At 66.7% G+C, this 25,133-nt stretch carries 20 protein-coding genes and 1 pseudogene; 10 read left to right on the top strand and 11 right to left on the bottom strand.

The features are described from left to right. Positions 1-4: 4 nt before the first annotated feature. The 4 genes from iolB to EEB19_RS12080 all read left to right on the top strand — a co-directional run bounded on the left by iolB (position 5) and on the right by EEB19_RS12080 (position 5,748). Positions 5-880: a 5-deoxy-glucuronate isomerase gene (gene iolB / locus EEB19_RS12095; protein WP_187586525.1), complete on the top strand. Its 876-nt coding sequence runs from the start codon at positions 5-7 to the stop codon at positions 878-880. A 177-nt stretch (positions 881-1,057) separates the two neighbouring features. Beyond that, the gene (gene iolD / locus EEB19_RS12090; protein ID WP_187586523.1) at positions 1,058-3,061 is read left to right on the top strand and encodes a 3D-(3,5/4)-trihydroxycyclohexane-1,2-dione acylhydrolase (decyclizing); all 2,004 of its coding nucleotides are present in this window, start codon (positions 1,058-1,060) and stop codon (positions 3,059-3,061) included. Beyond that, positions 3,058-4,119: a Gfo/Idh/MocA family protein gene (locus tag EEB19_RS12085; protein ID WP_187586521.1), complete on the top strand. Its 1,062-nt coding sequence runs from the start codon at positions 3,058-3,060 to the stop codon at positions 4,117-4,119. Before iolD ends, EEB19_RS12085 begins: the two co-directional genes overlap by 4 nt. 135 nt (positions 4,120-4,254) lie before the next feature. Then, on the top strand, positions 4,255-5,748 hold the full coding sequence (locus EEB19_RS12080; RefSeq protein ID WP_187586519.1) for a CoA-acylating methylmalonate-semialdehyde dehydrogenase: 1,494 nt from the start codon (positions 4,255-4,257) through the stop codon (positions 5,746-5,748). Positions 5,749-6,100: 352 nt separating this feature from the next. Here EEB19_RS12080 and EEB19_RS12075 read toward each other — a convergent pair whose 3' ends face one another. Then, complete coding sequence (locus tag EEB19_RS12075) at positions 6,101-7,117, bottom strand: Gfo/Idh/MocA family oxidoreductase (RefSeq protein ID WP_187586517.1); 1,017 nt, start codon at positions 7,115-7,117, stop codon at positions 6,101-6,103. Between the two features lie 248 nt (positions 7,118-7,365). On the opposite strand from EEB19_RS12075, the gene EEB19_RS12070 reads away from it, so the two are divergent. Further along, positions 7,366-8,832: a sugar porter family MFS transporter gene (locus tag EEB19_RS12070; RefSeq protein WP_187586515.1), complete on the top strand. Its 1,467-nt coding sequence runs from the start codon at positions 7,366-7,368 to the stop codon at positions 8,830-8,832. A gap of 21 nt (positions 8,833-8,853) precedes the next feature. On the opposite strand, the gene EEB19_RS12065 is transcribed toward EEB19_RS12070, so the two are convergent. Then, entirely contained in the window at positions 8,854-9,855 is a 1,002-nt protein-coding gene (locus EEB19_RS12065) for a LacI family DNA-binding transcriptional regulator (protein WP_187586513.1), read from the bottom strand. 93 nt (positions 9,856-9,948) lie between these two features. Here EEB19_RS12065 and EEB19_RS12060 point away from each other — a divergent pair, with 93 nt between their 5' ends. Both EEB19_RS12060 and EEB19_RS12055 read left to right on the top strand, forming a co-directional pair. Then, positions 9,949-11,013 (top strand): Gfo/Idh/MocA family oxidoreductase, encoded by a 1,065-nt coding sequence (locus tag EEB19_RS12060; protein WP_187586511.1) that lies wholly within the window; start codon positions 9,949-9,951, stop codon positions 11,011-11,013. Further along, positions 11,013-11,795 (top strand): TIM barrel protein, encoded by a 783-nt coding sequence (locus EEB19_RS12055; protein ID WP_187586509.1) that lies wholly within the window; start codon positions 11,013-11,015, stop codon positions 11,793-11,795. The genes EEB19_RS12060 and EEB19_RS12055 overlap by 1 nt, the downstream gene beginning before the upstream one ends. On the opposite strand, the gene EEB19_RS12050 is transcribed toward EEB19_RS12055, so the two are convergent. Further along, positions 11,776-12,675 (bottom strand): LysR family transcriptional regulator, encoded by a 900-nt coding sequence (locus EEB19_RS12050; protein WP_187586507.1) that lies wholly within the window; start codon positions 12,673-12,675, stop codon positions 11,776-11,778. The two genes, EEB19_RS12055 and EEB19_RS12050, sit on opposite strands and share 20 nt — an antisense overlap. A 97-nt stretch (positions 12,676-12,772) precedes the next feature. On the opposite strand from EEB19_RS12050, the gene EEB19_RS12045 reads away from it, so the two are divergent. Continuing rightward, positions 12,773-14,035: an MFS transporter gene (locus EEB19_RS12045; protein WP_187586505.1), complete on the top strand. Its 1,263-nt coding sequence runs from the start codon at positions 12,773-12,775 to the stop codon at positions 14,033-14,035. A gap of 4 nt (positions 14,036-14,039) precedes the next feature. On the opposite strand, the gene EEB19_RS12040 is transcribed toward EEB19_RS12045, so the two are convergent. The 6 genes from EEB19_RS12040 to EEB19_RS12015 all read right to left on the bottom strand — a co-directional run bounded on the left by EEB19_RS12040 (position 14,040) and on the right by EEB19_RS12015 (position 21,322). Continuing rightward, complete coding sequence (locus tag EEB19_RS12040; protein ID WP_187586503.1) at positions 14,040-15,239, bottom strand: fatty acid desaturase; 1,200 nt, start codon at positions 15,237-15,239, stop codon at positions 14,040-14,042. A 70-nt stretch (positions 15,240-15,309) separates the two neighbouring features. Beyond that, complete coding sequence (locus EEB19_RS12035; protein WP_187586501.1) at positions 15,310-16,623, bottom strand: fatty acid desaturase; 1,314 nt, start codon at positions 16,621-16,623, stop codon at positions 15,310-15,312. Positions 16,624-16,790: 167 nt separating this feature from the next. Continuing rightward, entirely contained in the window at positions 16,791-17,867 is a 1,077-nt protein-coding gene (locus EEB19_RS12030; protein ID WP_187586499.1) for a GNAT family N-acetyltransferase, read from the bottom strand. Positions 17,868-17,907: 40 nt separating this feature from the next. Continuing rightward, entirely contained in the window at positions 17,908-19,038 is a 1,131-nt protein-coding gene (locus EEB19_RS12025) for a ferredoxin reductase (RefSeq protein ID WP_187586497.1), read from the bottom strand. Between the two features lie 125 nt (positions 19,039-19,163). Further along, a complete protein-coding gene (locus tag EEB19_RS12020) occupies positions 19,164-19,730 on the bottom strand; it encodes a hypothetical protein (protein WP_187586733.1) in 567 nt (188 codons plus the stop codon). 68 nt (positions 19,731-19,798) lie between these two features. After that, the gene (locus EEB19_RS12015) at positions 19,799-21,322 is read right to left on the bottom strand and encodes a wax ester/triacylglycerol synthase family O-acyltransferase (RefSeq protein ID WP_187586495.1); all 1,524 of its coding nucleotides are present in this window, start codon (positions 21,320-21,322) and stop codon (positions 19,799-19,801) included. 113 nt (positions 21,323-21,435) lie between these two features. Between EEB19_RS12015 and EEB19_RS12010 the strand changes: the two genes are divergently transcribed. Continuing rightward, positions 21,436-22,512 carry a 2,3-butanediol dehydrogenase gene (locus EEB19_RS12010; RefSeq protein ID WP_187586493.1) on the top strand — a complete coding sequence of 359 codons (1,077 nt, stop codon included), beginning with the start codon at positions 21,436-21,438 and terminating at the stop codon, positions 22,510-22,512. A gap of 9 nt (positions 22,513-22,521) precedes the next feature. On the opposite strand, the gene EEB19_RS12005 is transcribed toward EEB19_RS12010, so the two are convergent. Beyond that, positions 22,522-23,160, bottom strand: a complete 639-nt coding sequence (locus EEB19_RS12005; RefSeq protein WP_262365613.1) for an Rv3235 family protein — start codon at positions 23,158-23,160, stop codon at positions 22,522-22,524. A 180-nt stretch (positions 23,161-23,340) separates the two neighbouring features. On the opposite strand from EEB19_RS12005, the gene EEB19_RS12000 reads away from it, so the two are divergent. Beyond that, positions 23,341-24,597: an HNH endonuclease signature motif containing protein gene (locus EEB19_RS12000; protein ID WP_262365612.1), complete on the top strand. Its 1,257-nt coding sequence runs from the start codon at positions 23,341-23,343 to the stop codon at positions 24,595-24,597. A 239-nt stretch (positions 24,598-24,836) separates the two neighbouring features. On the opposite strand, the pseudogene EEB19_RS11995 reads toward EEB19_RS12000, so the two are convergent. Further along, positions 24,837-25,133, bottom strand: a pseudogene (locus EEB19_RS11995) (preprotein translocase subunit SecA); the annotation flags it as partial.

Raw genomic sequence — 25,133 nt, 5'->3', positions numbered from 1 at the left:
GCCGATGAACTCCAAGTACTACATCCCAGGACGATCGGCCCCCGCGCCGCTCACCGTCGACGTGACCCCCGAATCGGCCGGTTGGACCGAATCGTCGCTCTTCGTGGTCGAACTCGGCGCAGGTGAATCGATCACCCGCCGATCGGGCGATGACGAGATCATGGTCGTACCACTGTCCGGGTCCGCGACCGTCAGCTGTGAGGGCACCACATTCGAGCTCGCGGGCCGCGAGAGCGTGTTCGACGGCCCGAGCGACTTCGCCTATGTGGGACGCGATTCCGAGTTCACCGTGACGAGCGCTCAGGGCGGACGCTTCGCCCTGTGTGGTGCGCGGGCCGCCAATCGCCTGCCCTTCCGGTATGTTCCGGCAGCCGACGTCCCGGTCGAGCTGCGGGGTGCGGGCAACTGCAGTCGACAGGTGCACAACTTCGGGACGGCGGGTGCCTTCGAGGCCGACTCGATCATCGCCTGCGAGGTCATCACCCCGGGCGGCAACTGGTCGAGCTACCCGGCCCACAAGCACGACGAGAACAGCGAGAACGAATCACAGCTCGAGGAGATCTACTACTTCGAGATCGCCGACGGTCCGGACGGCTCACCGGGTTTCGGCTATCACCGCGTCTACGGCACCCCTGAGCGCCCGATCGAGGTGCTCGAAGAGGTTCGCAGTGGCGACGTCGTCCTCGTGCCGCACGGGTACCACGGACCGTCGATCGCCGCCCCCGGCTATCACATGTATTACCTGAACGTGATGGCCGGACCCGGCGAGGAACGAGCCTGGAACATCTGTGACGACCCGGCCCACACCTGGCTGCGCGGCAGCTGGGAACACCAGGACGTCGATCCGCGACTCCCCCTGCACGAGAAGAACTCCGGCTGATGGATCTCGATGCGCCACTCGCACGCTCGCGGCTACTCGATCAGCGAGAGGGTACGCCACTCGCACGCTCGGGAATCCCTCCGCTGATCGAGTAGCCGCGTGCGAGCGCAGCGAGTCCGAGGCGTATCGAGATCACCCACCACCATCCACCAAACCACCGACGAGAAAGAAGCCATCGTGGCACCGATCAATCAGGGACGCGCCGGCGGAATCACCGGCGTCCGCAGCCCCCACGGTGAATCGACCGTCCGCCTCACCGTGTCACAGGCGACGGTGCGTTTCCTCGCCAACCAGTACGTCGAACGCGACGGCGTGCGCACCAAGTTCTTCGCCGGCTGCTTCGGCATCTTCGGACACGGCAACGTCGCCGGCCTCGGCCAGGCGCTGTTGCAGAACGAGATCGACGATGTCGATTCAGGCCGCGAGCTGTCGCTGAAGTACGTGCTCGGTCGGAACGAGCAGGCCATGGTGCACTCGGCCGTCGCCTATGCACGCATGAAGGACCGCCTGGAGGCGTGGGCCGTCACCGCGTCGGTCGGACCCGGCTCGACCAACATGCTCACCGGCGCAGCGCTCGCGACCATCAACCGCCTGCCGGTTCTGCTGCTGCCCGCCGACACGTTCGCCACCCGGTCGACGTCTCCGGTGCTGCAGGAACTCGAGCTCCCGTCGTCGGGCGACGTCACGGTCAACGATGCGTTCAAACCGGTCTCGCGCTACTTCGACCGCGTCTGGCGACCCGAGCAACTGCCCGGAGCGCTGCTCGGCGCGATGCGGGTACTGACCGACCCGGTCGAGACCGGCGCGGCGACCGTCGCGATCCCCCAGGATGTACAGGCCGAGGCGTTCGACTGGCCGGAATCGCTGTTCGCCGAGCGCACCTGGCATGTGGCTCGCCCCTTGCCCGAACGCCACGTGATCGCCGAGGCCGCGGAGATCATCCGCTCGGCGAAGCGGCCGCTCATCGTCGCCGGCGGCGGCGTGATCTACAGCGGCGCCACCGCGGCGCTCGCCGCGTTCTGCGAGCGCACCGGCATCCCCGTCGGTCAGAGTCAGGCCGGCAAGGGATCGTTGCCCTACGACCATCCGCAGTCCGTCGGAGCCATCGGTTCCACCGGCACGACCGCCGCCAACGCACTCGCCGCAGAAGCCGATGTGGTGATCGGCATCGGCACCCGCTACAGCGATTTCACCACCGCCTCCCGCACCGCGTTCACCGGTGAGGGCGTGCGATTCGTGAACATCAATGTGGCGTCCCTGGATTCGGTCAAGCACAGTGGCTACAGCGTCGTCGCCGACGCGCGCGAATCCATCGAGGCCCTCGACGACCTCCTCTCCGGGTACGCGGTCGACGCCGCCTATCGCGAGCGTGTCGGCACGCTCGCCCGGGAGTGGGACTCGATCGTCGAGAAGGCCTACTCCCCGACCTCGGTCGGCACCAACATCGCCACCGGCGACGAGGCGCTGACCCAGGGTGCGGTCATCGGGCTGGTGAACGAGACCTCCGATCCACGCGATGTCGTCGTCTGCGCGGCCGGATCCATGCCCGGTGACCTGCACAAGCTCTGGCGCACCCGTGATTCCAAGGGTTACCACGTCGAGTACGGGTATTCCTGCATGGGATACGAGGTCGCCGGCGGACTCGGCGTCAAGATGGCCTGTCCCGACCGCGACGTGTTCGTCATGGTCGGCGATGGCTCGTACCTGATGATGGCCACCGAGCTGGTCACCGCGATCCAGGAGAACCTGAAGGTGATCGTGGTCCTGGTGCAGAATCACGGGTTCGCGTCGATCGGATCACTGTCGGAGTCGCTCGGCTCGCAGCGCTTCGGCACCAACTACCGATTCCGTGGTGACAACGGACGGCTCGAAGGCGCCACCTTGCCGATCGATCTCGCGGCCAATGCCGCCTCACTCGGCGCCGACGTCATCCGCGCGACCACCGCGGCCGAATTCGCCGATGCGATCAAGTCCGCCAAGGCCGCCGAGCGCACCACGGTCATCCATGTGGAGACCGACCCGCTGATCGGGGCTCCCGACAGCGAATCCTGGTGGGATGTCCCGGTATCCGAGGTGTCGACCCTCGAGTCGACACAGCAGGCCTACGACGTCTACGCCCAGTGGAAGGCCGTCCAGCGGCCCTACCTCAACCCCACCGACATCAATGGAGGAGACCAATGACCACGGATCTGCGCATCGCCGTCCTCGGCGTCGGGATGATGGGAGCCGACCACGTCACCCGGATCACCGAGCGCACCAAGGGCGCCACCGTGACGGTTCTCAACGATTACTTCCCGGAGAAGGCCGAAGAACTGGCGGCGACCATCCCCGGGTGCCGGGTGATCAACGATCCGCTGGACGCCATCGCCGACCCCGAGGTCGACGCGGTGATCCTCGCAACTCCCGGCCCGACGCACGAAAAGCAGCTGCTCGCCTGCCTCGAAGCCGGCAAGCCGGTCATGTGCGAGAAGCCGCTCACCACCGACGTCGCCACCTCGCTGGAGGTCGTCAGGCGCGAGGCCGAGTTGGGCCGCAAGCTGATCCAGGTCGGGTTCATGCGTCGCTTCGACCATGAGTACGAGCAGCTCAAGGGCCTCATCGACGACGGCACCTTCGGTCAGGCCCTGATGGCCCACTTCGTCCACCGCAATCCCGCGGTACCACCGAGTTTCGGCAGCTCGATGATCGTCAAGGACTCCCTGGTCCATGAGGTCGACGCGACGCGGTTCTTCTTCGACGAGGAGATCACGACGGTGCAGATCATCGCCCCGGGGTCGAACCCGAATGCCCCGGAAGGACTGAAGGATCCGCAGATCGCGATCTTCACCACCGAGTCCGGCCGGCACATCGACGTCGAGTGCTTCGTGACCACCGGCGTCGCCTACGAGGTACGCACGGAGCTCGTGGGCGAGCTCGGATCGGCATTCATCGGATTGGATCAGGGCCTGATCCGCAAGCAGCGCAACCCGGTTCAGTCCGACACCGGCGACGGCCGCAAGATCGCCGGGATCTCGACGGGCGACATCACGCCGTCGTTCGTCGAGCGTTTCGGCGTCGCATACGACGTCGAGATCCAGCGCTGGGTCAACGCAGTCCGCCGCGGCGACAACGTCGACGGCCCGGGAGCATGGGATGGTTACGCCGCGGCCGCGGTGTGCGCGGCCGGCGTCAAGGCGCTCGAGACCGGCACCCCACAGACCGTCGAGATGGTCTCGCGCGCATCCATTCCCGGCGCCTGATCGCGCAGGCACACGCCCAGCCCCGGTCCCTGAGGAACGAGGCGCTAGCCGAGTGTCACGAAGGGCCCTTCGTGACACTCGCAAGCTCGCTCCTCAGGGACCAGCAACCGACCACATCCATTCAGGAGAATCACCATGACCACGACCATTTCCCATTGGGTCAACAACAAGGCCTATCCCGGTACCTCGAGCGCGACGGCGCCGGTGACCAACCCCGCCACGGGTGCGGTGACCGGCGAGGTGGCCCTGGCCAACGTCGAAGACGCCCGCGCCGTGATCGGCGCCGCCACCGCGGCGTTCCCGGCCTGGCGCGACACCAGCCTGGCCAAACGCACCGCCATCCTGTTCCGCTTCCGTGAACTTCTCGAGGCCCGCAAACCCGAACTCGCCGCCATCATCACCGCCGAACACGGCAAAGTCCTCTCCGACGCCCTCGGCGAGATCAGCCGGGGCCAAGAGGTCGCCGAGTTCGCCTGCGGCATCCCGCATCTCCTCAAGGGGGGATTCACCGAGAACGCCTCCACCAAGGTCGACGTGCACTCGGTGCGCCAACCGCTCGGTCCCGTCGGCATCATCTCCCCGTTCAACTTCCCCGCGATGGTGCCGATGTGGTTCTTCCCCGTCGCGATCGCCGCCGGCAACACCGTGGTGCTCAAGCCCTCGGAGAAGGACCCCACCGCTGCGATCTGGCTGGCCGAACTCTGGAAAGAAGCCGGCCTGCCCGACGGGGTGTTCAACGTCCTGCAGGGTGACAAGACCGCCGTCGACGAACTGCTGACCAACCCGGCGATCAAATCGATCTCGTTTGTCGGATCGACCCCGATCGCCCAGTACGTGTACGCCACCGGTACCGCTGCGGGCAAACGGGTCCAGGCGTTGGGTGGCGCGAAGAACCACGCGATCATCCTGCCCGACGCCGACCTCGACCTCGCGGCCGACGCGATGGTCAACGCCGGCTTCGGCTCGGCAGGCGAACGCTGCATGGCCATCTCCGTCGCCGTGGCCGTCGGCGACATCGCCGACGACCTCGTCGCCAAGATCACCGAGCGCGCCACCACGATCACCACCGGTGACGGCACCACGAACGCCGACATGGGACCGCTGGTCACCGCCGCCCACCGCGACAAGGTCGCGTCCTATGTCGACGCCGGCGAAAAGGCCGGCGCCACCGTGGTCCTCGACGGTCGTGCTGTGCAGGCCGACGGAGGGCCCGACGGATTCTGGTTGGGTCCGACGCTGTTCGACAACGTCACCCCCGACATGTCGATCTACACCGACGAGATCTTCGGTCCCGTGCTCTCGGTGGTGCGCGTCGACAGCTACGACGAAGCACTGGAGCTGATCAACTCCAACCCCTATGGCAACGGCACCGCCATCTTCACCAACGACGGCGGCGCAGCCCGACGCTTCCAGAACGAGGTCGAGGTCGGCATGGTCGGGATCAACGTGCCCATCCCGGTCCCGATGGCCTACTACAGCTTCGGCGGCTGGAAAGCCTCTCTCTTCGGCGACACCCACGCCCACGGCACCGAAGGTGTCAACTTCTTCACCCGCGCCAAAGCCATCACCACCCGCTGGCTCGACCCCTCCCACGGCGGCCTCAATCTCGGGTTCCCCCAGAACGCGTGAGGGTCGTAACGCCTGAGGCACCGCTCATCTGACGACGAGACGACTGGCCGTTGCTCCCCTGGCGCGGGGAGCAGCGGCCAGTCGTCGTCCGTGGAGGTTTCGTCAGTAGTCTGAATGGCGTCGCCCCTTGGCCCTCCCGCCGACCGTGCCCTCGAATTCGCCGACCGTGCCCAGGAATTCGCCGACCGTGTCCAGAATGGCGAGCGGTCGAGTTTGTGGAGATCGCCCCGCGAGTGATGTCCACGCGCTCGCGAGATCTCCGAGAGCCAGGGCACGATCGACGAGAAACAGGACACGGTCGGCGGATTCTGAGGCACGACCGGGCGAGTGGCGACGATGTCCGCGGCGACGTTCAGAGACGGACGGTCTCCCGGAGTTCCGCGCTACGCAACGCCGCGTCGAGGACGCCGAGGGTCGCGACGCCCTCCGACGCCGGAACAGGCTGAGCTGCTCCACGATCCACCGCAGCCGCGAACTGGCGGTAGAACTCGTCGTAGCGGCCCTGCGCCGACGGCACGGACTCGACGCCCCGCGCTGTGTGCAGCATGCCGAGCCGGTCGGCCCGTTCATAGCCCCACGACGCCGGGTCGTCGGCCGGGCGGCGTCCCTGTTTGATCTGGTCCGTCTGGACGTCTGTGCCGTCGCTGACGTAGGCGCCTTCCGAACCGTAGATCCGCCACTGCCGCGCCGAGACATGATTGATCTTGCTGGCACTCACCGTCGAATGAACACCGCCCCGATGATCGATCGCGACGATGAATCCACAATCGGTGGTTCCCTCGGGTTGGTCGATCCGATCCAGATGCGCCGTCACCGACTCCGCCGGTCCGAACACCGTCAGCACCTGATCCACCAGGTGAGCCCCGAGATCCCGCAGCAGACCACCCGAGGGACCGGCGTCGAGGCTTCCCGGCTCGTCGAGATCGAAGCGGGACTCCACCCGCCACACCTCACCCAGCCGAGGCAGTATCCGCCGGACCGTTTCCACGTCGGTGTCCCAGCGACGGTTGTGGAACACGCTGAGCAGCACCCCGGCGCGCTCGGCCGCGTCGGCGAGCTCACGACCACCGGCGGCATTCGGTGCGAACGGTTTGTCCGCGACCACGTGCACTCCGCGGGCCACCGCGTCGAGCACCAGGTCGCGCCGGGTGTCCGGAGGTGTGGTGATCGTGACGGCGTCCACACCGGCGTCGAGCACATCCGACAACGAGTCGAACACCGCGACTCCGGGAAGATCGGCGGCGACCTCGGCGCGAGGAGCCGGATTGCGTGTCACGACCCCGACCAGGTCGATCTCGGGCACCGCCGCGATGTAGGGCGCATGGAACAGACGCCCGCCGGCGCCGTATCCGACCAGTCCAAGCCTCATGATGTCTCCTTATTTGTCAGGACATGCAAAGCGCTCCGAGCTGGGATAACTCCAAGAACTTGCACGCGTTAGTCATTTCTGGTCCGCCAGACCCTTGACAATTTGTTAGGACATTATGACAGTATCGGAGTAGTTCACCCGTGACCACCATCACGTACGACGGCACGATGTAACGCAACCCGATCGACGCGACTCGATCACCGCAACTCGATCAAGGCAACTCGATCAAGGCAACAAAGGGAGTTCTCATGTCCACAGCCGAGAGTCCGGATCTGGCCCGAGAACGGGTCGCGCTGCCGCCGCTCGGGACGGGACCGTTCCGTCGCCGACTGCACGCGGTGGCGCTGATCGCGACGCTCGGCGGTCTCCTCTTCGGCTACGACACCGGCGTCATCAACGGTGCGCTCGAGCCGATGAAGGAAGACCTCGGGCTCACCGCGTTCACCGAAGGTGTGGTCACCAGCTCCCTGCTCTTCGCGGCAGCAGTGGGCGCGATGATCAGCGGTCGGATCGCCGACGCCCTCGGGCGGCGCAAGACGATCATCGGCCTGGCGGTCCTGTTCCTGGTCGGCGCCCTCACCTGTGTTTTCGCCCCGGGATTCGGCGTGATGGTCCTCGGGCGCGTCATTCTCGGCCTCGCGGTCGGTGGCGCCTCCACCGTCGTGCCGGTCTACCTCGCCGAACTCGCGCCCTACGAGATCCGTGGATCGCTCGCCGGACGCAACGAACTCATGATCGTCATCGGCCAGCTCGCCGCGTTCATCATCAACGCCATCATCGGCAACGTCTGGGGCGATCACGACGGGGTCTGGCGGTACATGCTCGCCGTCGCCGCCCTGCCGGCGATCTGCCTCATGGTCGGGATGATCACGGTGCCCGAGTCACCCCGCTGGCTGATCTCGAAGGGACGCGTCGACGAGGCGACCGAGGTGCTGTCGACGATCCGGTCCCAACAGCGCGCTCGTGCTGAGGTCGACATGATCACCGAGATCGCCGAGATGGAGAAGAACCGCGTCAAGGGGAGCTGGTCGTCCATCCGCGACAGCAAGTGGGTCCGTCGCATCGTGCTCGTCGGCATCGGCCTCGGCGTCTTCCAGCAACTCACCGGCATCAACGCGATCATGTACTACGGCCAATCGGTGCTCAAGGACGCAGGTTTCGAATCGAAGGCCGCACTGATCGCCAACATCGCGCCGGGTGTGATCGCGGTGATCGGGTCGGCGGTCGCCCTGTGGCTGGCCCAACACATGAATCGCCGGACTACACTTCTGATCGGCTACAGCCTGACGACGCTCTTCCACTTCCTGATCGGCATCGCCTCGGTCGTGTTGCCGGAGGGCAACTCCTGGCGGCCGTGGGTGCTGCTCGTCTTGATCGTGGCGTTCGTCGGCTCGATGCAGACTTTCCTCAACGTCGTCACCTGGGTGCTGCTGTCGGAGATCTTCCCGCTGCAGATCCGCGGTCTCGCGATCGGCATCTCGGTGTTCTGCCTGTGGATCGCGAACGCCTTCCTCGGCTTGTTCTTCCCCACGATCGTCGAGGCCGTCGGGATCACCGGAACGTTCTTCATGTTCGGGGTGATCGGTCTGTTCGCGATCCTGTTCATCTACACGCAGGCGCCCGAAACCCGCGGTCGCACACTGGAAGAGGTCGAGGACGACGTCACGACCGGTGCGATCTACACGCATCACCTGCGCGCCAAGACCGACGCCTGATCTCATCGCGGCCACGATCCGTCAACGACGGACAGGTCCCGTTGTCGCGCGCACCACGAGCCGGGGTCGCCGGACGATTCGGGGCGCGGGCCCGCCGTCGATCATCGCCAGGGCACCCGCGACCGCATCGGCGGCCAGCTCACCGGCATCCTGCGACACGGTCGTCAGCGGTACCGGCGCGCGGGAGGCCGGCCTCGCATCGTCGTAGCCGATGACCGAGACATCCTCGGGCACGCGCCATCCGGCTCGGATCAGCACGTCGATCACACCGGTGGCGCACTCGTCGTTGAACGCGACGACGGCGGTGACCGACCCGTCGGCGGCCACCAGATCCCTTGTTGCGCGGGCCCCGTCGATCTGCGTGAGACCACCCGCCACGATCGACGCCGACGACAGGCCGCGCTCAGCCATCGCCGCCGAGAACCCCGCACGACGGTCCGCCGCGCCGGGAGCGTCCCCGCCGTCGATGTGCACGATCCGCCGATGACCCAGTCCCACCAGATGATCGACGGCCAGTCCGACACCCGCGGTGTCGTCGCTGCGGACGTAGCCGACTCCCGGCGCGTTGCTGTCGCGAGCCACCACAACCACCGGAAGGCGTTCGGCGAGCGCGGCGAGCGCGTCGTCGGACAGACGGGAACCCAACAGGATCACGGCCTCACAGCGCTCCCGCACCACGGTGTCGAGGGCGGTCGACTCCGAGCGGCTCGGCGCGACGGCACTGATCACCACGTCGTAGTCGACATCGCCGGCGACCCGGTAGGCCTCCTCGACCAGGTCGCCGTGGAACGGTTCGCGCAGTTCGAAGGTCACCCCCAACAGCCGCGACGACGCCTGCCGCAACTTGCGTGCCCGCTGATCCGGGACGTATCCCATCTCGCCGGCGATCGACAGCACGCGCTCACGGGTCTCGTCACTGGCCCCGGCCACACCACGCATGACGATCGAGACCAGGGCTGTCGACACCCCGGCAGCATGCGCGACGTCGGCGAGAGTCACCCGCCCGCCGCGTCTGGCACCCATCGATTCCTCCTTGACCGACTGTGAGTCAGGGAACTATTCTAACCTAGAACGTTCTACTAGAACGTTCTAGTATCCCGAGACCTCGGAGTCCTCATGACCACCAGCACTTCCCCCACCGCGTTCGCGCCCGGCACCGGTGCGACCGCGCCGGTCCGCGTCGCCACCATCGGCGCCGGCCGAATCGGCAGCAGCCACACCACCCTGATCTCCCGGCACGTCCCCGATGCCGTCGTCGCGGCCGTCGCCGATCCCGTCGACGGCTCCGCAGATCGCCTGGCAGCGGCCGTCGGCGCGGGATTCGCGACCACCGACATCGACGACGTGCTCGGCTCGACCGACGTCGATGCCGTGCTCATCACAGCACCAGCGCGCAGTCACAGTGATCTGGTGTGCCGCGCGGCGGCCGCCGGGAAGCACATCTTCTGCGAGAAGCCGATGGCCGTGACCCTCGACGAGGCGGATCGGGCGATCACCGCGGCCGAGGACGCCGGTGTGATCCTGCAGGTCGGGTTCAACCGCCGATTCGCGCCCGGTTTCGCCGCCGCCCGACGGGCCGTCGACGACGGCAGGGTCGGAACACCGCAGCTGCTCCGGTCCCTCACCCGAGATCCCGGTCCGTGGCAAGCAGATCCGGCGCGGGTGCCGCAATGGACGATCTTCTTGGAAACCCTCATCCACGATTTCGACACACTGTGCTTCCTGAATCCGGGAGCACGGCCGGTGTCGGTGCACGCGTTCGCCGATGCCCTGATCCGTCCAGACGCCAAGAGTTCCGGTCACCTCGACACCGCGATCGTCACCATCGCGTTCGACAACGGCGCGATGGCCACCGCGGAGGCCAGCTTCTCCGCCCTGTACGGATACGACGTGCGCGGTGAGGTCTTCGGCTCGGCCGGTATGGCCACCGCCGGCAACGGTCGCACCACCGACATGACGTTCTATGGCGCCGCCGGAGTGGAGATCGACACCGCTCGTCGCGACACGATCCTGCTGCACGACGCCTACGTCGGCGAGCTCTCGGCCTTCGTCGACGCCGTCCGGACCGGATCGGCCGCCGTGGTGTCCGGCTCCGACGCACGTACCGCACTGCAGATCGCCCTGACCGCCATCCGCAGCGTCGAGACCGGACGCACCGTCGGAATCGACGAGGTCGCCTGATGGGCGCCGCACGGTATCGGCTGGCCGCCAGTGCCGAGATGCTCTATGTCGACCGGCCTTTCGTGGACCGGGTACGCGCAATCCACGACCGTGGACTCCTGGTGGAGATCTGGGACTGGACCACCAAGGACATCGATGCCCTGGTGGCGACCGGCGCCGAGATCGTCTCGATGACCGGCTATGTGACCGGCACGCTCACCGACCCCGAGGGCATCTCGGCGTTCCTCGACTCGGCTGAGGAGTCGGCGAAGGTCGCGGCCCGCCTCGATTGTCCGAGCCTCAACGTGCACGGCACCGGACTCGGCCCGGATGGCTTGCCGGTGGCGCCGGTCGAGGTGGTGACCCCGGAGATGTGGTCGACGGCCACGGACACCCTGCGACGACTCGCCGACATCGGCGAACGCCACGACCGCGTCTTCACGGTGGAGAACCTCAACCGTGCAGTCGATCATCCCGGTACGCCGTTCGCGACCGCTGCCGACACGATGGCCCTCGTCCGGGCGATCGACTCTCCGCATCTGCGGATGAACCTCGACCTCTATCACGCGCAGATCGGGGAGGGCAACCTCATCGAACTCTGCCGCACCGCACTGCCTTTCGTCGGCGAGATCCAGGTGGCAGATGTGCCGGGCCGATGCGAACCGGGTACCGGGGAGATCAACTATCCGGCGATCGCCACTGCCCTGACCGAGCTCGGATACAGCGGCGTCGTGGGACTCGAGGGGTGGGCACGGTCCGACCCCGACGCCGCCCTGGACGCCTTCACGACGGCGTTCGCCTGATCCGAACGGGCCGGGCCAACTCGAGTACCGCATCGAGCACGGCCCGGGCCGCACGCGACGGCGTCCGCGTCGAGGAATGTGCGATCGCGATATCCCACATCAACGGCTTGTCGGTACACGGCACGATGATCGCATCGGGTTGTATGTGTGCGACCCCGAGCGGAACCAAGGTCACGCCGAAACCCTTGACCGCCAAACTCATCCCGAAAAACTGATCGGCCACCTCGATCACCGTCCGACGGTGCGGGATGTCGCGGTCGACCACCGCGCGCGTCCCCCACCCCGGTGGATAGTCGATCATCCGTTCGTCGGCCAGATCGCTCGTCGCGAACGACCCCGCCAGCGCGAGTCGATGATCCGGGGCGCAGACCAGCACCAGCGGTTCCTGTGCCAGTCGATGCACGGAGAGACCCGGGATGTCGACGGGATAGGCACCGAGGAACGCCAGATCCAATGTCCCGGAACGTACCCCGACGATGTTCCCGGACGTTCCCCGAGGATTCTGTCTCATCGCGATCGTGATGCCCGGGTGCCGGCGGTGGATCTCGGCGAAGGCCTCGGCCAGATCGATCGACACGACGTTGACCAGCGCTCCCACCGCGACCTCACCGCGGATGTCGCCACGGACGCCGTCGACCGCGTCGAAGATGTCGGCGCGCGAGCGCAGGGCCGCACGCGCGGGACCCACCACCGCCCGTCCGGCATCGGTGAGCACGAGAACCGTCGGTGTGCGGTCGAACAGCCGCTCGCCGACCTCACGTTCGAGCTTGGCCACACCCGTGGACACCGCCGACTGCACCACTCGCAGCGATCGTGCCGCCGCCGTGAACGTGCCCTGATCCACACAGGCGAGGAAGTACTCGAGGTGTCGCAGTTCCATGGTCTCCCGATCTACAGCCCATCTCGAACAGTGATGTCTGTATCGAAATCTATCGCTTTTCATGAAGCCTCGACACCGACAAGATGGAACCATGACGATGACCTCCCCTGTCGCGACGCATCCCACGCGCCTGAGTCGATTCGTGGTGTTCCTGTTCGCCGTGACCGCAGGATCGTCGGCGGGCTGTCTGTATTACCTGCAACCGCTCTTGCACGAGATCAGCGTCGACTTCTCGATCTCGACGGCGACCGCCGGTCTCCTGATAGCGGTGACGCAGGTGGGCTACCTCCTCGGACTGGCGTTCGTGGTGCCGCTGGGCGACTTCGTCAACCGGCGACGGCTGGTGACCGGCCTCCTTGCCGTGTCGTGCCTGGCGTTGGTCGCCGCCGGCTTGATGCCGGCGTACGGGGGCCTGCTGATCATGGTGTTCGCGGTCGGGGTCTCGGCATCGGCCGCGCAGATCGTCGTCCCGTGGGCCGCGGCGATCGCCGCGCCGGACGAGCGTGGTGCCGTCGTCGGGAACGTGATGAGCGGACTGCTCATCGGGATTCTGTTGTCCCGCGTCCTGAGTGGCCTCGTCGCCGAGGTCGGTGGCTGGCGAGCGATCCTGTTCGTCGCGGCATGTCTCCAACTGGCGATGGCGGCCGCGGTGTGGTTCCGCGCTCCCGGCGCACGCCCCGCAGCGGCCGGTTCAGGGCAGAGCTATCCGCAGGTCCTTCGGTCGATCCTCACTCTCGTCGGGACCCACGACGTGCTGCGCCACCGGATGTTCCTGGGCGGGTTGAGCATGGCGGCCTTCAGCTGCATGTGGACCGCGATCGCTTTCCTGCTCGCCGGGTCGGGCGACTCGCACTATTCGTACTCCGAGGCGGAGATCGGCCTGTTCGGTCTCGCCGGAGTGGCCGGCGCGCTCGTCGCACCCGTCGTCGGCAAGCTCGCCGACCGCGGCTACCTGCGTCACACGCAGTACGGGGTGTGGGGCGCGCAGGTCGTCGGATGGCTGCTGCTCTGGGCCGGCGGCAACCAGGTCGTCGTGCTCGTCATCGCGTTGCTGGTCTTCGACTTCGGCGTCCAGGGCGTTCAACTGGCCAATCAGACCGGGGTCTATTCACTGGACGGCCGGGCACGCTCACGGCTGACCACCGCCTACATGGTGTCCTACTTCGCGGGCGGCGTGATCGGCTCGTCGATCGGCGGCTGGGCGTATCAGAGCGGCGGATGGACCCTGGTGTGCGAGATCGGGATCGGTTCGGCCGCCATCGGATTCGCCGCGTGGGCGGTGTTCTCCTGGACCGAGCGCGCGCACCCGATCCAGGGTCGCGCCGCGCACGCGGAGCTGCGGGCGACGGCACGCAGCTGAGGGATCACCTGCGCGACAGCTTCTTCCGTCGCAGTTCTGCGATGGCCGTCTTGAGGCCACGGGTGGCCGGCATGCCGGCGAACCGCCGTTCGGACGCGGTCTCGGGTGCGTCGTCGGCGGTGTCCCGGAGGAACCGGTCCGGCAATGCGAGCTTGTTGATGGTGCGCAAGGTCTGCAGGTACTGCACGAACAGCGAACCGGTCGTGTACGGCAGGTCGTACTTGTCGCACAGCTCGCGAATCCGCACCGACATCTCGGCATACCGATTGCTCGGCAGGTCCGGGTACAGGTGGTGTTCGATCTGGTAGCAGAGATTTCCGCTCAAGAACGCCATGGCGGGGCCGGCGTCGAAGTTGGCGGTGCCGAGCATCTGCCGGAGATACCACTGTCCCGGCGTCTCCTCGTCGAGCGACTCGACGGTGAATTTCTCTGCGCCGTCGGGGAAATGACCGCAGAAGATCACGACGTAGGCCCACAGATTGCGGATGAGGTTGGCACTCAGATTCGCCGTCAGGGTGTGGCGGAAGTTCGGACCTGTCAGAGCCGGGAACAGGACGTAGTCCTTGCCCACCTGACGGCCGATCTTGCGCAGGAACAGCTTGATCTGCGGGATCGCCTCGTCCTTGGACTTCTCCCCCGCGATGACTTCTTTGAGAGCGAGGTCGTGTAGTCCGATACCCCACTCGAAGGTCGCGGCGAGCAGGATGTTGAACAGGGGCTGGAGCGTACGTCGCGGCTCCCACGGTTCGTCGCGGGTCACACGCAGGATCTTGTAGCCCACGTCGTGGTCCATCCCGACCACATTCGTGTACTTGTGATGGATGTAGTTGTGCGAGTGCTTCCAATGCGGGGACGCGCAGACCATGTCCCACTCCCACGTCGTGGAATGGACCTCGGGATCGTTCATCCAATCCCATTGCCCGTGCATCACATTGTGGCCGAGCTCCATGTTCTCGATGATCTTCGAGAGGGCGAGTGCTCCGGTGCCCAGCAACCACAGCGACCGCTTGTGGCTGGCGAACAGCGCCAGACGTCCGGCGACCTCGAGTGCGCGATGCGCGAAGATCGTCCGTCGCAGGTAGCGCACATCGCGCTCTCCCCGATCGGCCTCGATCTCCCGGCGCAGCGCATCGAGTTCGGCACCCAGCGCCTCGACGTCGGCATCGCTGAGGTGGGCGTAGGCATTGATGTCGGTTATGGCCATTGGAACCCATTATGCCCGCACACCGACGCGACGACCCGCGGGCCGTCGCGTCGGGAGATGGAGCGCGTGATCAGGCGGCCCGTCGCTGCTCGGCCACCGCCGTCGTCCGGGCGTTGCGACGATGTCGCCGGCCTCGCAGGGCCGCCATCGCCGACACCAGACCTTTGCGACGACCGGTGGCCGGATCGAGTTCGGACTGCAGGCGCACACCCTCGGGCAGGCCCTGCTTGAATCGTCGTTCGGACGCGGTCTCGGGTGCGTCGTCGGTGGTCGCGCTGAGGTACTTGTTCGGCAGCGACAGCTTCGCGATCGTGCGCCACGACTTCGCGTACTGCACGGGCAGCGACCCGGTCGTGTACGGGAGGTCGTACTTCTCACACAGCGCGCGGACCCGCACCGAGATCTCGGGAAGCCGGTTGCTCGGCAGATCCGGGAAGATGTGGTGCTCGATCTGATACGACAGGTTTCCGCTCATGAAGCCCATGACCGGGCCCGCGTGGAAGTTGGCGCTGCCCAGCATCTGCCGCAGGTACCACTCGGCCTGCGTCTCGCTGTCGACGTCCTGCTTGGTGAACTTCTCGGCGCCGTCCGGGAAATGCCCGCAGAAGATGACCGCGTTCGTCCAGAGGTTGCGGATGATGTTTCCCATGGCATTGGCGGTCGCGACCTTGCGGTAGGCACGGCCGAACCCGACCCGACGGCCGGTTGCGGCGCTCACCAGCGCGGGGTAGACGGCGTAGTCCTTGGCGACCTGCTTGCCGACCTTCTTGCCGACGTCGGCGAGGTCGCGGCGGAACTGCTCCTTGGCCTCCGGGGTCTTGCGCTTCTTCCCCAGCTCGAGATGCTGTGCGGCGACGCCGTATTCGAAGAGAAGGGCGAGGATCGTGTTGTACGCGAGATTGCCGAGATAGAACGGCCGCCAGCGCTGGTCGCGCGTGACCCGCAGCAGACCGTAGCCCACGTCGTCGTCCATGCCGAGCACGTTCGTGTACTTGTGATGGATGTAGTTGTGGGTGTGCTTCCAGTGCGCCGACGGATCGGTGTTGTCCCACTCCCAGGTCGTCGAGTGCACCTCGGGATCGTTCATCCAGTCCCACTGCCCGTGCATCACATTGTGGCCGAGTTCCATGTTCTCGACGATCTTCGCGACGCCGAGGGCACCGGCGCCGGCCCACCACGCCGATCGCTTGGTGGAGCCGAAGATCAGGGCACGTCCGGCGAGCTCCATACCGCGCTGGAACCGGATGGTGTTCCGGATGTATCGCGCGTCACGCTCGCCTCGGTCCGCCTCGATGTCGGCGCGGATGGCATCGAGCTCGGCACCGAGCGCCTCGACGTCCGACGAGGACAGATGCGCGTATTCGGGGATGTCCGTGATGGCCATGTAGCTCCCTCGGGTCGACCTACCATTCCGTAACTTACGCAAGCGTAGGTTGCCGGAGACGTACCTGTCCACCCTTCGACGTCCGGGATCGCCGAATGTGACCCACCCCACTACAGGGCCGTGATCGCCGGTGCAGCGCAGCGTCGGAGGTCAGAGCGTTCGTGCGGTCAGGGACGGAGCAACTCGTAACCGACGAGGTCCTCAAACACACCGCCCGACCGCGCGGCGAGCGGTTGGGTGCCGAACCACCGGAACCCGGCAGACTCGGCGAGCGCCTTGCTGCCGGTGTTGCTGTCGGCGGCGAAGAGGGTGAGCCGACGGAGACCCAGGACGTCGAAGGCATGCTCGACGACCGCCGGGAATGTCTCGCCGAGCGCACCGATCCCCCGCGAGTCCGGATGCGTGTAGAAGCCCGCCTCCGCCCCGGTCACCTCGTCGATGTCGAGGAGCGTGATGTCGCCCAGGTAGAGATCATCGGCGGGGTCGGTCACGGCCCAGGTGCACGTCTCTCCGCGAGCGGCCGTCCACCACTTACGGGTGCGCTCGGCGGCCGCGTGCTCGATGGTCAGCGGCGAGGGTCGACCGAAGAGGTATGTGCGCGACACCGGATCGTCGAGGGTTTCGCGGATCCGTTCGTCGTCCGTCTCCGCCAGCGGCCGCAGGCGAAATCGTTCGGTCTCGAATGTCGTTGCCCACCAGGTGCTCTTCGGGTCGGTGCTGTCGCCGGCCCGGATCGAGCCGCACCAGGCGTCGCGCACGTCGCCGCGGAGGTCGATCATGTCGGGCACCCGGGCGTCGAGGGTGAAGCCGCACGCGTGCGCCACCCGCAGGCTCGCCAGGTTGCCGACGGGCGCCTTCCACTGCACGACCCGTTTCCCCGCTTGTCCGAAGGCGTACGCCAGTGCCAGTTCGACCGCTCGGTGCATCAGTCCGCGGCCGCGGGCATCGGGGTGCAGGGCGAATCCGATGTCGGCGACGACACCCTGACCACGGATGTCGACATTGCCGACGAACCGATTGTCATACTCGATCGCCCAGCTCATCGCCGATCCGTCCGACCACCCGCGCGGTACCGTCTCGAACACGAAACTCTCGGCATCGGCCCGCGTGTACGGCGTGGGAACCGTTGTCCATCGGCCCATCTCGGGATCCGAGGCCATCTCGAGCACCCGGTCGACGTCGTCGGCGCGGTGTCCGCGCAGGGTCAGCACGTCGTCTCGCAGAACGGGAACATCGGTGCACATCCGACATAGCTTATCGGCTGCTCCGGTTCGTGCACGGCACTCACACGTCGAGTGTGCAGTCTCCCGCCGCCGCGCTGATACACGTCTGGATACGCTCGCCCTCGACATGCTCGACACCGCTGCGCAGATCGCGGACGCACCCCTTGTCCAGCATGACCACGCAGCTCTGACAGATGCCCATCCGGCAACCGAACGGCATCAATACCCCGGCCTGCTCGCCGGCCTCCAGGAGCGTGGTCGCACCGTCGACCTCGGCGCTCTGACCCGTCCGCCCGAAGGTGACGGTCCCACCCTGAGCGCCGACCGCGCCACGTTCGAGTGCGAACCGCTCGATGTGCAGGTGCGACGCCACGTCGGCCTCGGCATACATGCCGTGCACCGCATCGAGGAAGCCGGTGGGCCCGCAGGCCCAGGTCTGGCGCTCGCGCCAATCAGGGACGAGTTGCGCGAGGCGATTCGGATCGACCTTGCCGTCCGAACGGGTGTACTGGATGTGCAGATCGATGACCCCGGCCGACGCCAACTCCGAGAGTTCTTCTGCGAACAGCAGATCCGCGGGGGTCGGAGTCGAGTGCACCACACGGATGTCTGTCGACTGCCCTCGGTGGCCGATCATCCGCAGCATGGAGATGATCGGGGTGATGCCACTGCCGGCGGTCGCGAAGAGGATCTTCGGCGGCAGCGGGTCAGGCAGGACGAACTCACCCTGCGGTGCGGCCAGACGTACCACGGTGCCTTCTCGGAGACCGTTCACCAGGTGCGACGACAAGAAGCCCTCGGGCATTGCCTTGACCGTGATGGAGATGGTCCCCCTCGAGGAGTCCCCGGCGGCATGTTCCACTCCGGGCGCCGACGTGAGCGAATACGACCGCCAGGTCCAACGCCCCTCCATCAACACACCGATGCCGACATACTGGCCCGGTTCGTAGTCGAAGGAGAATCCCCATCCGGGGCGGATGCGGATCGTGGCCGTGTCCTCGGTCTCCGGGGTGACCGAGACGACCTTGCCGCGCAGTTCGCGGGCCGACCACAGCGGGTTCGCCAGGTGCAGGTAGTCGTCGGGAAGGAGCGGGGTGGTGATGCGCGAGAACGCCGCTCGCGCCCAGTGCGCGGCACGACTCCGGGCGGCGACGTCGGCCACCGGTTCTTCGAAACGCTCGAGCCAACCCACCTGGGCACCACCTCACTCGCCGCCGGACGCGGCGGACCGCCAACTTACGCTTCCGTAGGTTACGCGACCGTCGCCGGACTCCAACATCGCCCCGGCATCCCGTGGAACCCCATCCCGCGGAACCCTCAGAGCAGTTCGAGGAGGAAGGGCAGTTCCTGGGTGGCGTACCACGCCAGATCGAAGTCCTCGACATCGCCGACGGCGAGTTCGGCATCCTGGTCGCCGAGGTCGGCGGCGTCGATCACGATGACCGCGGCCCGGACCTTGTCCTCTGCCTCGGCGACGTCGACATGTACCGACGCGATGTCGCTCAGCGGGACGGGTCCACCGATCCGCACCACGGCATCGTCGAGTTCCGGGTGCAGGGTCACGTCGTCGACGTCGGCGGCGACGACCACCCGCCGAGGCGGAAGGCGCGGTGTGTCACCGGGTTTCGTGGTCGCCTCGTCGGCGGCGAGTTCGGCGTCGGCGACGACGTCACGCGGTTCGGGCGCCTCACCGGCGAGCAGCCGCAGCGACGCGCGGGCCGCCTCGCGCATGGCCACCTCCGACAGTTCCTCGTCGTCGCCCGAGCGGAACGACTCCCGCAGCGTCGGCGTCAGCGCGAATCCGGTTCCCCCCAACGCCCGGAACTCACCTATCTCGGTGAGTTCCATCAGCATCGCCAGCGTCGCCGGTAGATACACCCTCATCGCACCCATCCCCTCACCATCGACTCAGCGCCAACCTTAGTCGGCGTGCCCGCCCCTCCCGGGGCCGCTCACTTCGTGCCGAGGAGTTCCTCGAACGATTCGGTCACATACTCGGTCAGCGCGGGCAGATCGCTCATCACACCGCGATCGGCGATGAATGCGAACTGCAGGTTGTCGTGATAATCGGTGATGGTGATCGCGAGTGCACGCTGGGCCATGAGCGTCGGGATCGCATACATCTGACTCACCGCACAACCACCGACGTAGCGAGCCGCCACCGGAGAGGTGCCCATCGCCACGGGCACGTTGTAGTTCCGTCGGTTGAGACTGCGGAACGCGCGCGAACTCAGCTCCGGGAACGGCACCACACCCAGCTCCGGGAGCAGCGGCTGCGGCCCCATCGAGAGACGCCGTGACGACTGGGCATACCGATTCGCCAAACCGGCGACCTGAGCCAACCGGACCGTCGGATTGTCCTCTCCCACAGGGAGGTCCGTGACAAAGCTGGGCTTGCCGACGGTGATCCAGCGCCCGTCGGACTCGGCACGGCGTTCCACGGCCGGGTCGCGGGCCGACAACGGCAGTACCACACGCACGGTGTCACCGGCACGCACCGACTCGTCGTAGGACAGCATCCATCGGCGCATAACACCCGAGATGATGGCGAGTTCGACGTCGTTCACGGTGCAGTCGTAGCGGTCGGCGATCTTGGCACACCCCCGCCGCGGGACCGACGCCACCGCAAAGCTGCGCGTCGATGTCGTCGCGTTGTTCAGCGGGCTCGACGGAGCGGAATCGGTGATCTGCTGGACCACATTGCCCACCCGTCGCAGCGCGCCCTCGGCGGTACCGCGGATGTCGGCGATGATGGAGTTGCCGTGCACCACCGAGTCGACGAGATCCCCGGGGCGCGACAGTGCCTCGGCGAGCGCACCGAGCGCCAGGTGACCGGTCCCCGGTGGTGCGCCCGGCATCCACAGATCCTCGGCGAGCATCTCGACTGTTCGTGTCTCGTCGCAGATGACCTCGCTGATCTCACGGGCCGCGTCGCCGTCGACCAGGCAGCGGTGCGTCTTGGTGAGGACGGCGAGCCTGCCGTCGGGCAGCCCTTCGATCAGATACATCTCCCAGAGCGGCCGGGTGCGGTCGAGGGGACGCGACATGACCCGCGAGATCAGATCCTGCAACTGCGCGGTGTCGCCCGGACGGGGCAGACCCGAGCGACGGATGTGGAAGTTGATGTCGAAGTCGGGATCGTCGACCCACACCGGTCGGGCCAGCCCCAGGGTGACCTCGCGAACGATCTGCCGATAGCGCGGCACCAATTGCAGACGGTTCTCCACGAGCGCGACCAGTCGCGGATAGTCGATCGGCGGGGCGGTCGGGCGGTCGGCCCCGGCGTCCGGGGTGACCTTCGCCGATGATGACTTCGGCGCACCGGTGTCAGCGGTCTTCTTGCTGCGCGAGGAGCGCAGCTCCGCGGCGTCGGACCCGTGCGGGTCGAGGATGAGCAGCGCGCCGAGGTGTGTGGTGGACCCGGACTCGTCGAGGAAGTAGTACATCGCGTCGCGCGGGGACAGTCGGTTCACCACACGGACGATCGTAGTGCCCCGGGGATCTGCAACCCGATGCAACTGTTGACCCGCCACCCGGGCGGGAGTGGAGTCGCAGGGGCCGGTAACGGCCTTACGACGAGGAGATCACCATGCGGGCTGCACGCTACTACGACCGGGGCGACATCAGGATCGAGGACATCGCCGAACCCGAGGTGGGTCCGGGAATGGTCGGAATCGACGTGGCGTGGTGCGGGATCTGTGGCACCGACCTGCACGAGTACGCCGAGGGTCCGATCTTCATCCCACCGGCCGGTCATCCCCAGCCGATCTCGAAGGAGAGCGCCCCGATCACGCTCGGCCACGAGATGTCGGGAGTGGTGACCGCCGTCGGGCCGGGTGTCGACGACGTGGCAGTCGGCGATCACGTCGTGGTCGAGCCGTACATCTTGCGCGACGACGTGGACACCGGACCTGCCAGTCACGACTATCACCTGTCACCCGACATGAACTTCATCGGTCTGGGCGGGTGCGGCGGCGGACTCGGGGAGAAGATCGCCGTCAAACGCCGTTGGGTGCACCGGATCTCGCCGGACATCCCACTCGATCAGGCAGCACTGATCGAGCCGTTGTCGGTCGGGTGTCATGCGGTCGAGCGCAGCGGCGCCGAAGCGGGCGCGATCGCGCTCATCACCGGCGCGGGCCCGATCGGGCTGCTCACCGCGGCAGTCTGCACAGCCAAGGGCATCACCACGATCATCAGCGAGCCGAGTTCGCTTCGTCGGCAGAAGGCCGCGGACGCGGGAGTCGGCGATCACATCGTCGATCCCACCGCCGACGACGTGGTCGGGCGGGTACTCGAGATCACGGGCGGGCGCGGGGCCGATGTCGGATTCGAGTGCACCTCGGTGCAGCCGGCCCTCGACACCCTCTTCGACGCCCTGAAGCCCACCGGCGTGCTGGTGGTCGTCTCCATCTGGAGTCACCCCGGCTCGGTCGAGATGCAGAAGCTGGTGCTCAAGGAGATCGACATGCGCGGCACCATCGCCTACGTCAATTCCCACCCGGCCGCGATCGCGCTCGTCGAAGAGGGCAAGGTCGACCTGGCCCCGTTCATCACGGGACGGATCGCGCTCGACGACCTCATCGACAAGGGCTTCGACACGCTCATCCACCGCAACGAGACGGCCGTGAAGATCCTCGTGTCCCCCTCCGGGGCCGGCCTCTGAGGGCGGGTCTCACGCGATCGTGAAATCGACCAACTGCCAACGGTATTCGACGAGACGTGGCAGTAGTGTGCGCTTTCGCTTCTCCGGTGGCGTACGAACGCGGCACGGTAGTTGCTCGATCCGCGCCGCGAACGCCAGCACGCGCCCGCCCCGTTCGAAGCTCCCGAAGACCTCTGCGGCACCCGGACCACCCATCTGGATGTGCACACGCCGTAGGGATGCCGAACTCGCCGGCGCGGTCGATCGAGACAGGATGGTGAGCTGATCGAGAAGCCCCCGGGTGACGTGCGGCTCCAGCTGGGCAACCGTCCGTCGGCGGTCGAGCACCTCGAGGACGAGGGTGACCGTCGCGATGGCGAAACGGCGGGCCTCGGTCGTCGCCGTCGACAATGCCTGGCGGGTGGCCGGCGGGGGCGCCGGTGGTCGTTGCCGCGGAACAGGCCGCGGTAACGTCGCGAGCGCGACGTCGTCGACTCGCAGGGGTGGCTCGTACTGCGGTGCCGGCCGGATCAGGACTCGAGGCGTCTCCATGATTATCGGACGCACCGGAGCCGTCGGCGGTTCCACCTCGGGTCGAATTCGTTCGACGATGTCATCTCGCAGGACATCGGCGACACCGTGGGTGGTCGTGCGGTGACACTTCGTCACCAATGAGTAGATGACACCGATAGAGTTTCCGGACTCCCTTGCGCTTCGTACATGTGTTCGATATGTTGGTTGTCAGCAGGTTCAAATTGATGTGCGTTAGCGCCACACTCCTGGGTGTGGTCCCAAGAATCCGATGAGTCTCCTGCTGGCCTGATCTGTCGACTCTTGGGGAGCAATGCTGTGAGCATCATCGACGACATCTCCGACATCTCTGACGCCGTCCACCGTCTGCGCGTCGACGACGATGACATGACTGGTCCTCTCGCGTTCGATGCGATGCGGGCACTTCTGAAGCTGCGTAACCTGATCGATCATCACGCCGCGGCCCTGACCGCAGCGCTCGAACGGTTGCGGGTCGCGAAGGACCACGGGCGTAGCACGCGAGAGTTGTTGACCGTCATGGGCTTTGCCCCATCTGTGACGCAGCGCTACATCCGTATCGCCGGTGCACTCGCACTGCTCCCCACCTTGGCCGCCCACGCCACCGACGGCGTCATCTCCGGTGAACATGTCGACGCCATCGTCCGCGGCGTCGAGCACATCGGGAAAAGATCACCGGAACCGATCGACGACACCCAACGTCTAAACTATGTGACAGATCTTCTCGGACAACACTTCTCCGGCGCCACCCCCGCCGAAATCGTCGATCGTGCCCGCACCCTGGGCAACCTCGTCGCCGACGACACCGACGGCGGCGTGCCTGCCGCCGAGGACCGCAGCATCAACACGCTCACCAAACACAAGACCACCGACGGGCGCATCCATGTCGAAGCCGACCTCGATGTCGAAGTCGGCGAGAAGTTCCAGGCCGCGATGGAACGCCATGGTGCGCCTCGTCCCGAACCCGACGGCTCCCCCGATGCCCGTTCCACCGAACGACGCCTCGCCGACGCATTAGAGACCGTCCTCGACATCGCCGCCGCTGGCGGAAACGATGCGGCCATGGTTCCGAGAACACATGTGCTGCTGACCATCCCCGCCGACAGCCCCACAGAATCGTCCCTCGAATACATGGGATCGGTCACCCCTGCCACGATGAACCGACTGGCCTGTGACCCGACCATCACACCGCTACTCGTCGACGGCGAAACCGTGCCCCTCGACGTCGGCCGCGACAAACGCCTGTTCACCCCCGCCCAACGCAAAGCTCTCTATATCCGCGATAGGTGCTGCATCAAATGTGGTGCGCCAGCTGAACGGTGTCATGCCCACCACATCGATCACTGGAGCGATGGCGGTGACACGTGCTTGGAGAACGGGTGCCTGCTGTGTCCGTCGTGTCACGCCGACATCCATCACAACGGGTGGAAGGTGTTCATCGGCGCCGATCACCATGCCTGGCTGATCCCACCGAGCACCGTCGACCCCCACCGAAGACCCGTACCCAGCTACAACCGACGCACCCTGACCCTCGACAACCTACCCACCGCCGCCTGACCCGACCCGATCTGACCTGACCGAACCGACCAGACCATCAACCCTGCACCCGGCCACGCCGGGACCGCATCCGTACCTTGACAACTCCACAGAGTGAAACCACGGCACCACAGGATGCCGCGTATCCGACGGCACCCGCAGACAACCCATCTGCCGGTGTGCGCGATCCGCGACACCCACGCGTGTCCACTACTCCTCGGCGTGAGGACGGGCCGACGCCCGAGGGGCGCGAGCCGGATTCAGCGACGGCGCTTCTTCGACTTCGGCGGCTTGGTGCGGGTGCCCTTCGCCGAATCACGTGCGGCAGCGCGACGTTCGCGCCGGCTTGCCGACACAAGTGCCGGATCCTCGAGTTCCTCTTCCGCGGAGTGGACCTCGGTGCCGCCGCCCTCGGCGGGTCCCGAATAAGTCATCGGCACCTCCGACTGCTCGACGCCGACTGCCCGCAGCGCCGGCGGAACCTGCTGCTCCGGCTCCGCCGCCGACGGCGTGGCGACGCCACCCGCGTTCGCGAGCGCGGGTTCCGGGGTGGGTGC

It is taken from the genome of Gordonia sp. OPL2 (assembly GCF_003797825.1).
Taxonomy (GTDB): Bacteria; Actinomycetota; Actinomycetes; order Mycobacteriales; family Mycobacteriaceae; genus Gordonia.
Note: the sequence above shows the minus strand (reverse complement) of the source record. Positions and strands in the feature narration are given on the sequence as shown.

Coding starts and splice junctions, on each gene's coding strand:
- iolB (WP_187586525.1), top strand. CDS start 5: ATGAACTCCAAGTACTACATCCCAGGACGATCGGCCCCCGCGCCGCTC.
- EEB19_RS12070 (WP_187586515.1), top strand. CDS start 7,366: ATGTCCACAGCCGAGAGTCCGGATCTGGCCCGAGAACGGGTCGCGCTG.
- EEB19_RS12030 (WP_187586499.1), bottom strand. CDS start 17,867: ATGTGCACCGATGTTCCCGTTCTGCGAGACGACGTGCTGACCCTGCGC.
- EEB19_RS12060 (WP_187586511.1), top strand. CDS start 9,949: ATGACCACCAGCACTTCCCCCACCGCGTTCGCGCCCGGCACCGGTGCG.
- EEB19_RS12050 (WP_187586507.1), bottom strand. CDS start 12,675: ATGGAACTGCGACACCTCGAGTACTTCCTCGCCTGTGTGGATCAGGGC.
- EEB19_RS12045 (WP_187586505.1), top strand. CDS start 12,773: ATGACCTCCCCTGTCGCGACGCATCCCACGCGCCTGAGTCGATTCGTG.
- EEB19_RS12055 (WP_187586509.1), top strand. CDS start 11,013: ATGGGCGCCGCACGGTATCGGCTGGCCGCCAGTGCCGAGATGCTCTAT.
- EEB19_RS12065 (WP_187586513.1), bottom strand. CDS start 9,855: ATGGGTGCCAGACGCGGCGGGCGGGTGACTCTCGCCGACGTCGCGCAT.
- EEB19_RS12020 (WP_187586733.1), bottom strand. CDS start 19,730: ATGAGGGTGTATCTACCGGCGACGCTGGCGATGCTGATGGAACTCACC.
- EEB19_RS12085 (WP_187586521.1), top strand. CDS start 3,058: ATGACCACGGATCTGCGCATCGCCGTCCTCGGCGTCGGGATGATGGGA.
- EEB19_RS12075 (WP_187586517.1), bottom strand. CDS start 7,117: ATGAGGCTTGGACTGGTCGGATACGGCGCCGGCGGGCGTCTGTTCCAT.
- EEB19_RS12040 (WP_187586503.1), bottom strand. CDS start 15,239: ATGGCCATAACCGACATCAATGCCTACGCCCACCTCAGCGATGCCGAC.
- EEB19_RS12010 (WP_187586493.1), top strand. CDS start 21,436: ATGCGGGCTGCACGCTACTACGACCGGGGCGACATCAGGATCGAGGAC.
- EEB19_RS12080 (WP_187586519.1), top strand. CDS start 4,255: ATGACCACGACCATTTCCCATTGGGTCAACAACAAGGCCTATCCCGGT.
- EEB19_RS12035 (WP_187586501.1), bottom strand. CDS start 16,623: ATGGCCATCACGGACATCCCCGAATACGCGCATCTGTCCTCGTCGGAC.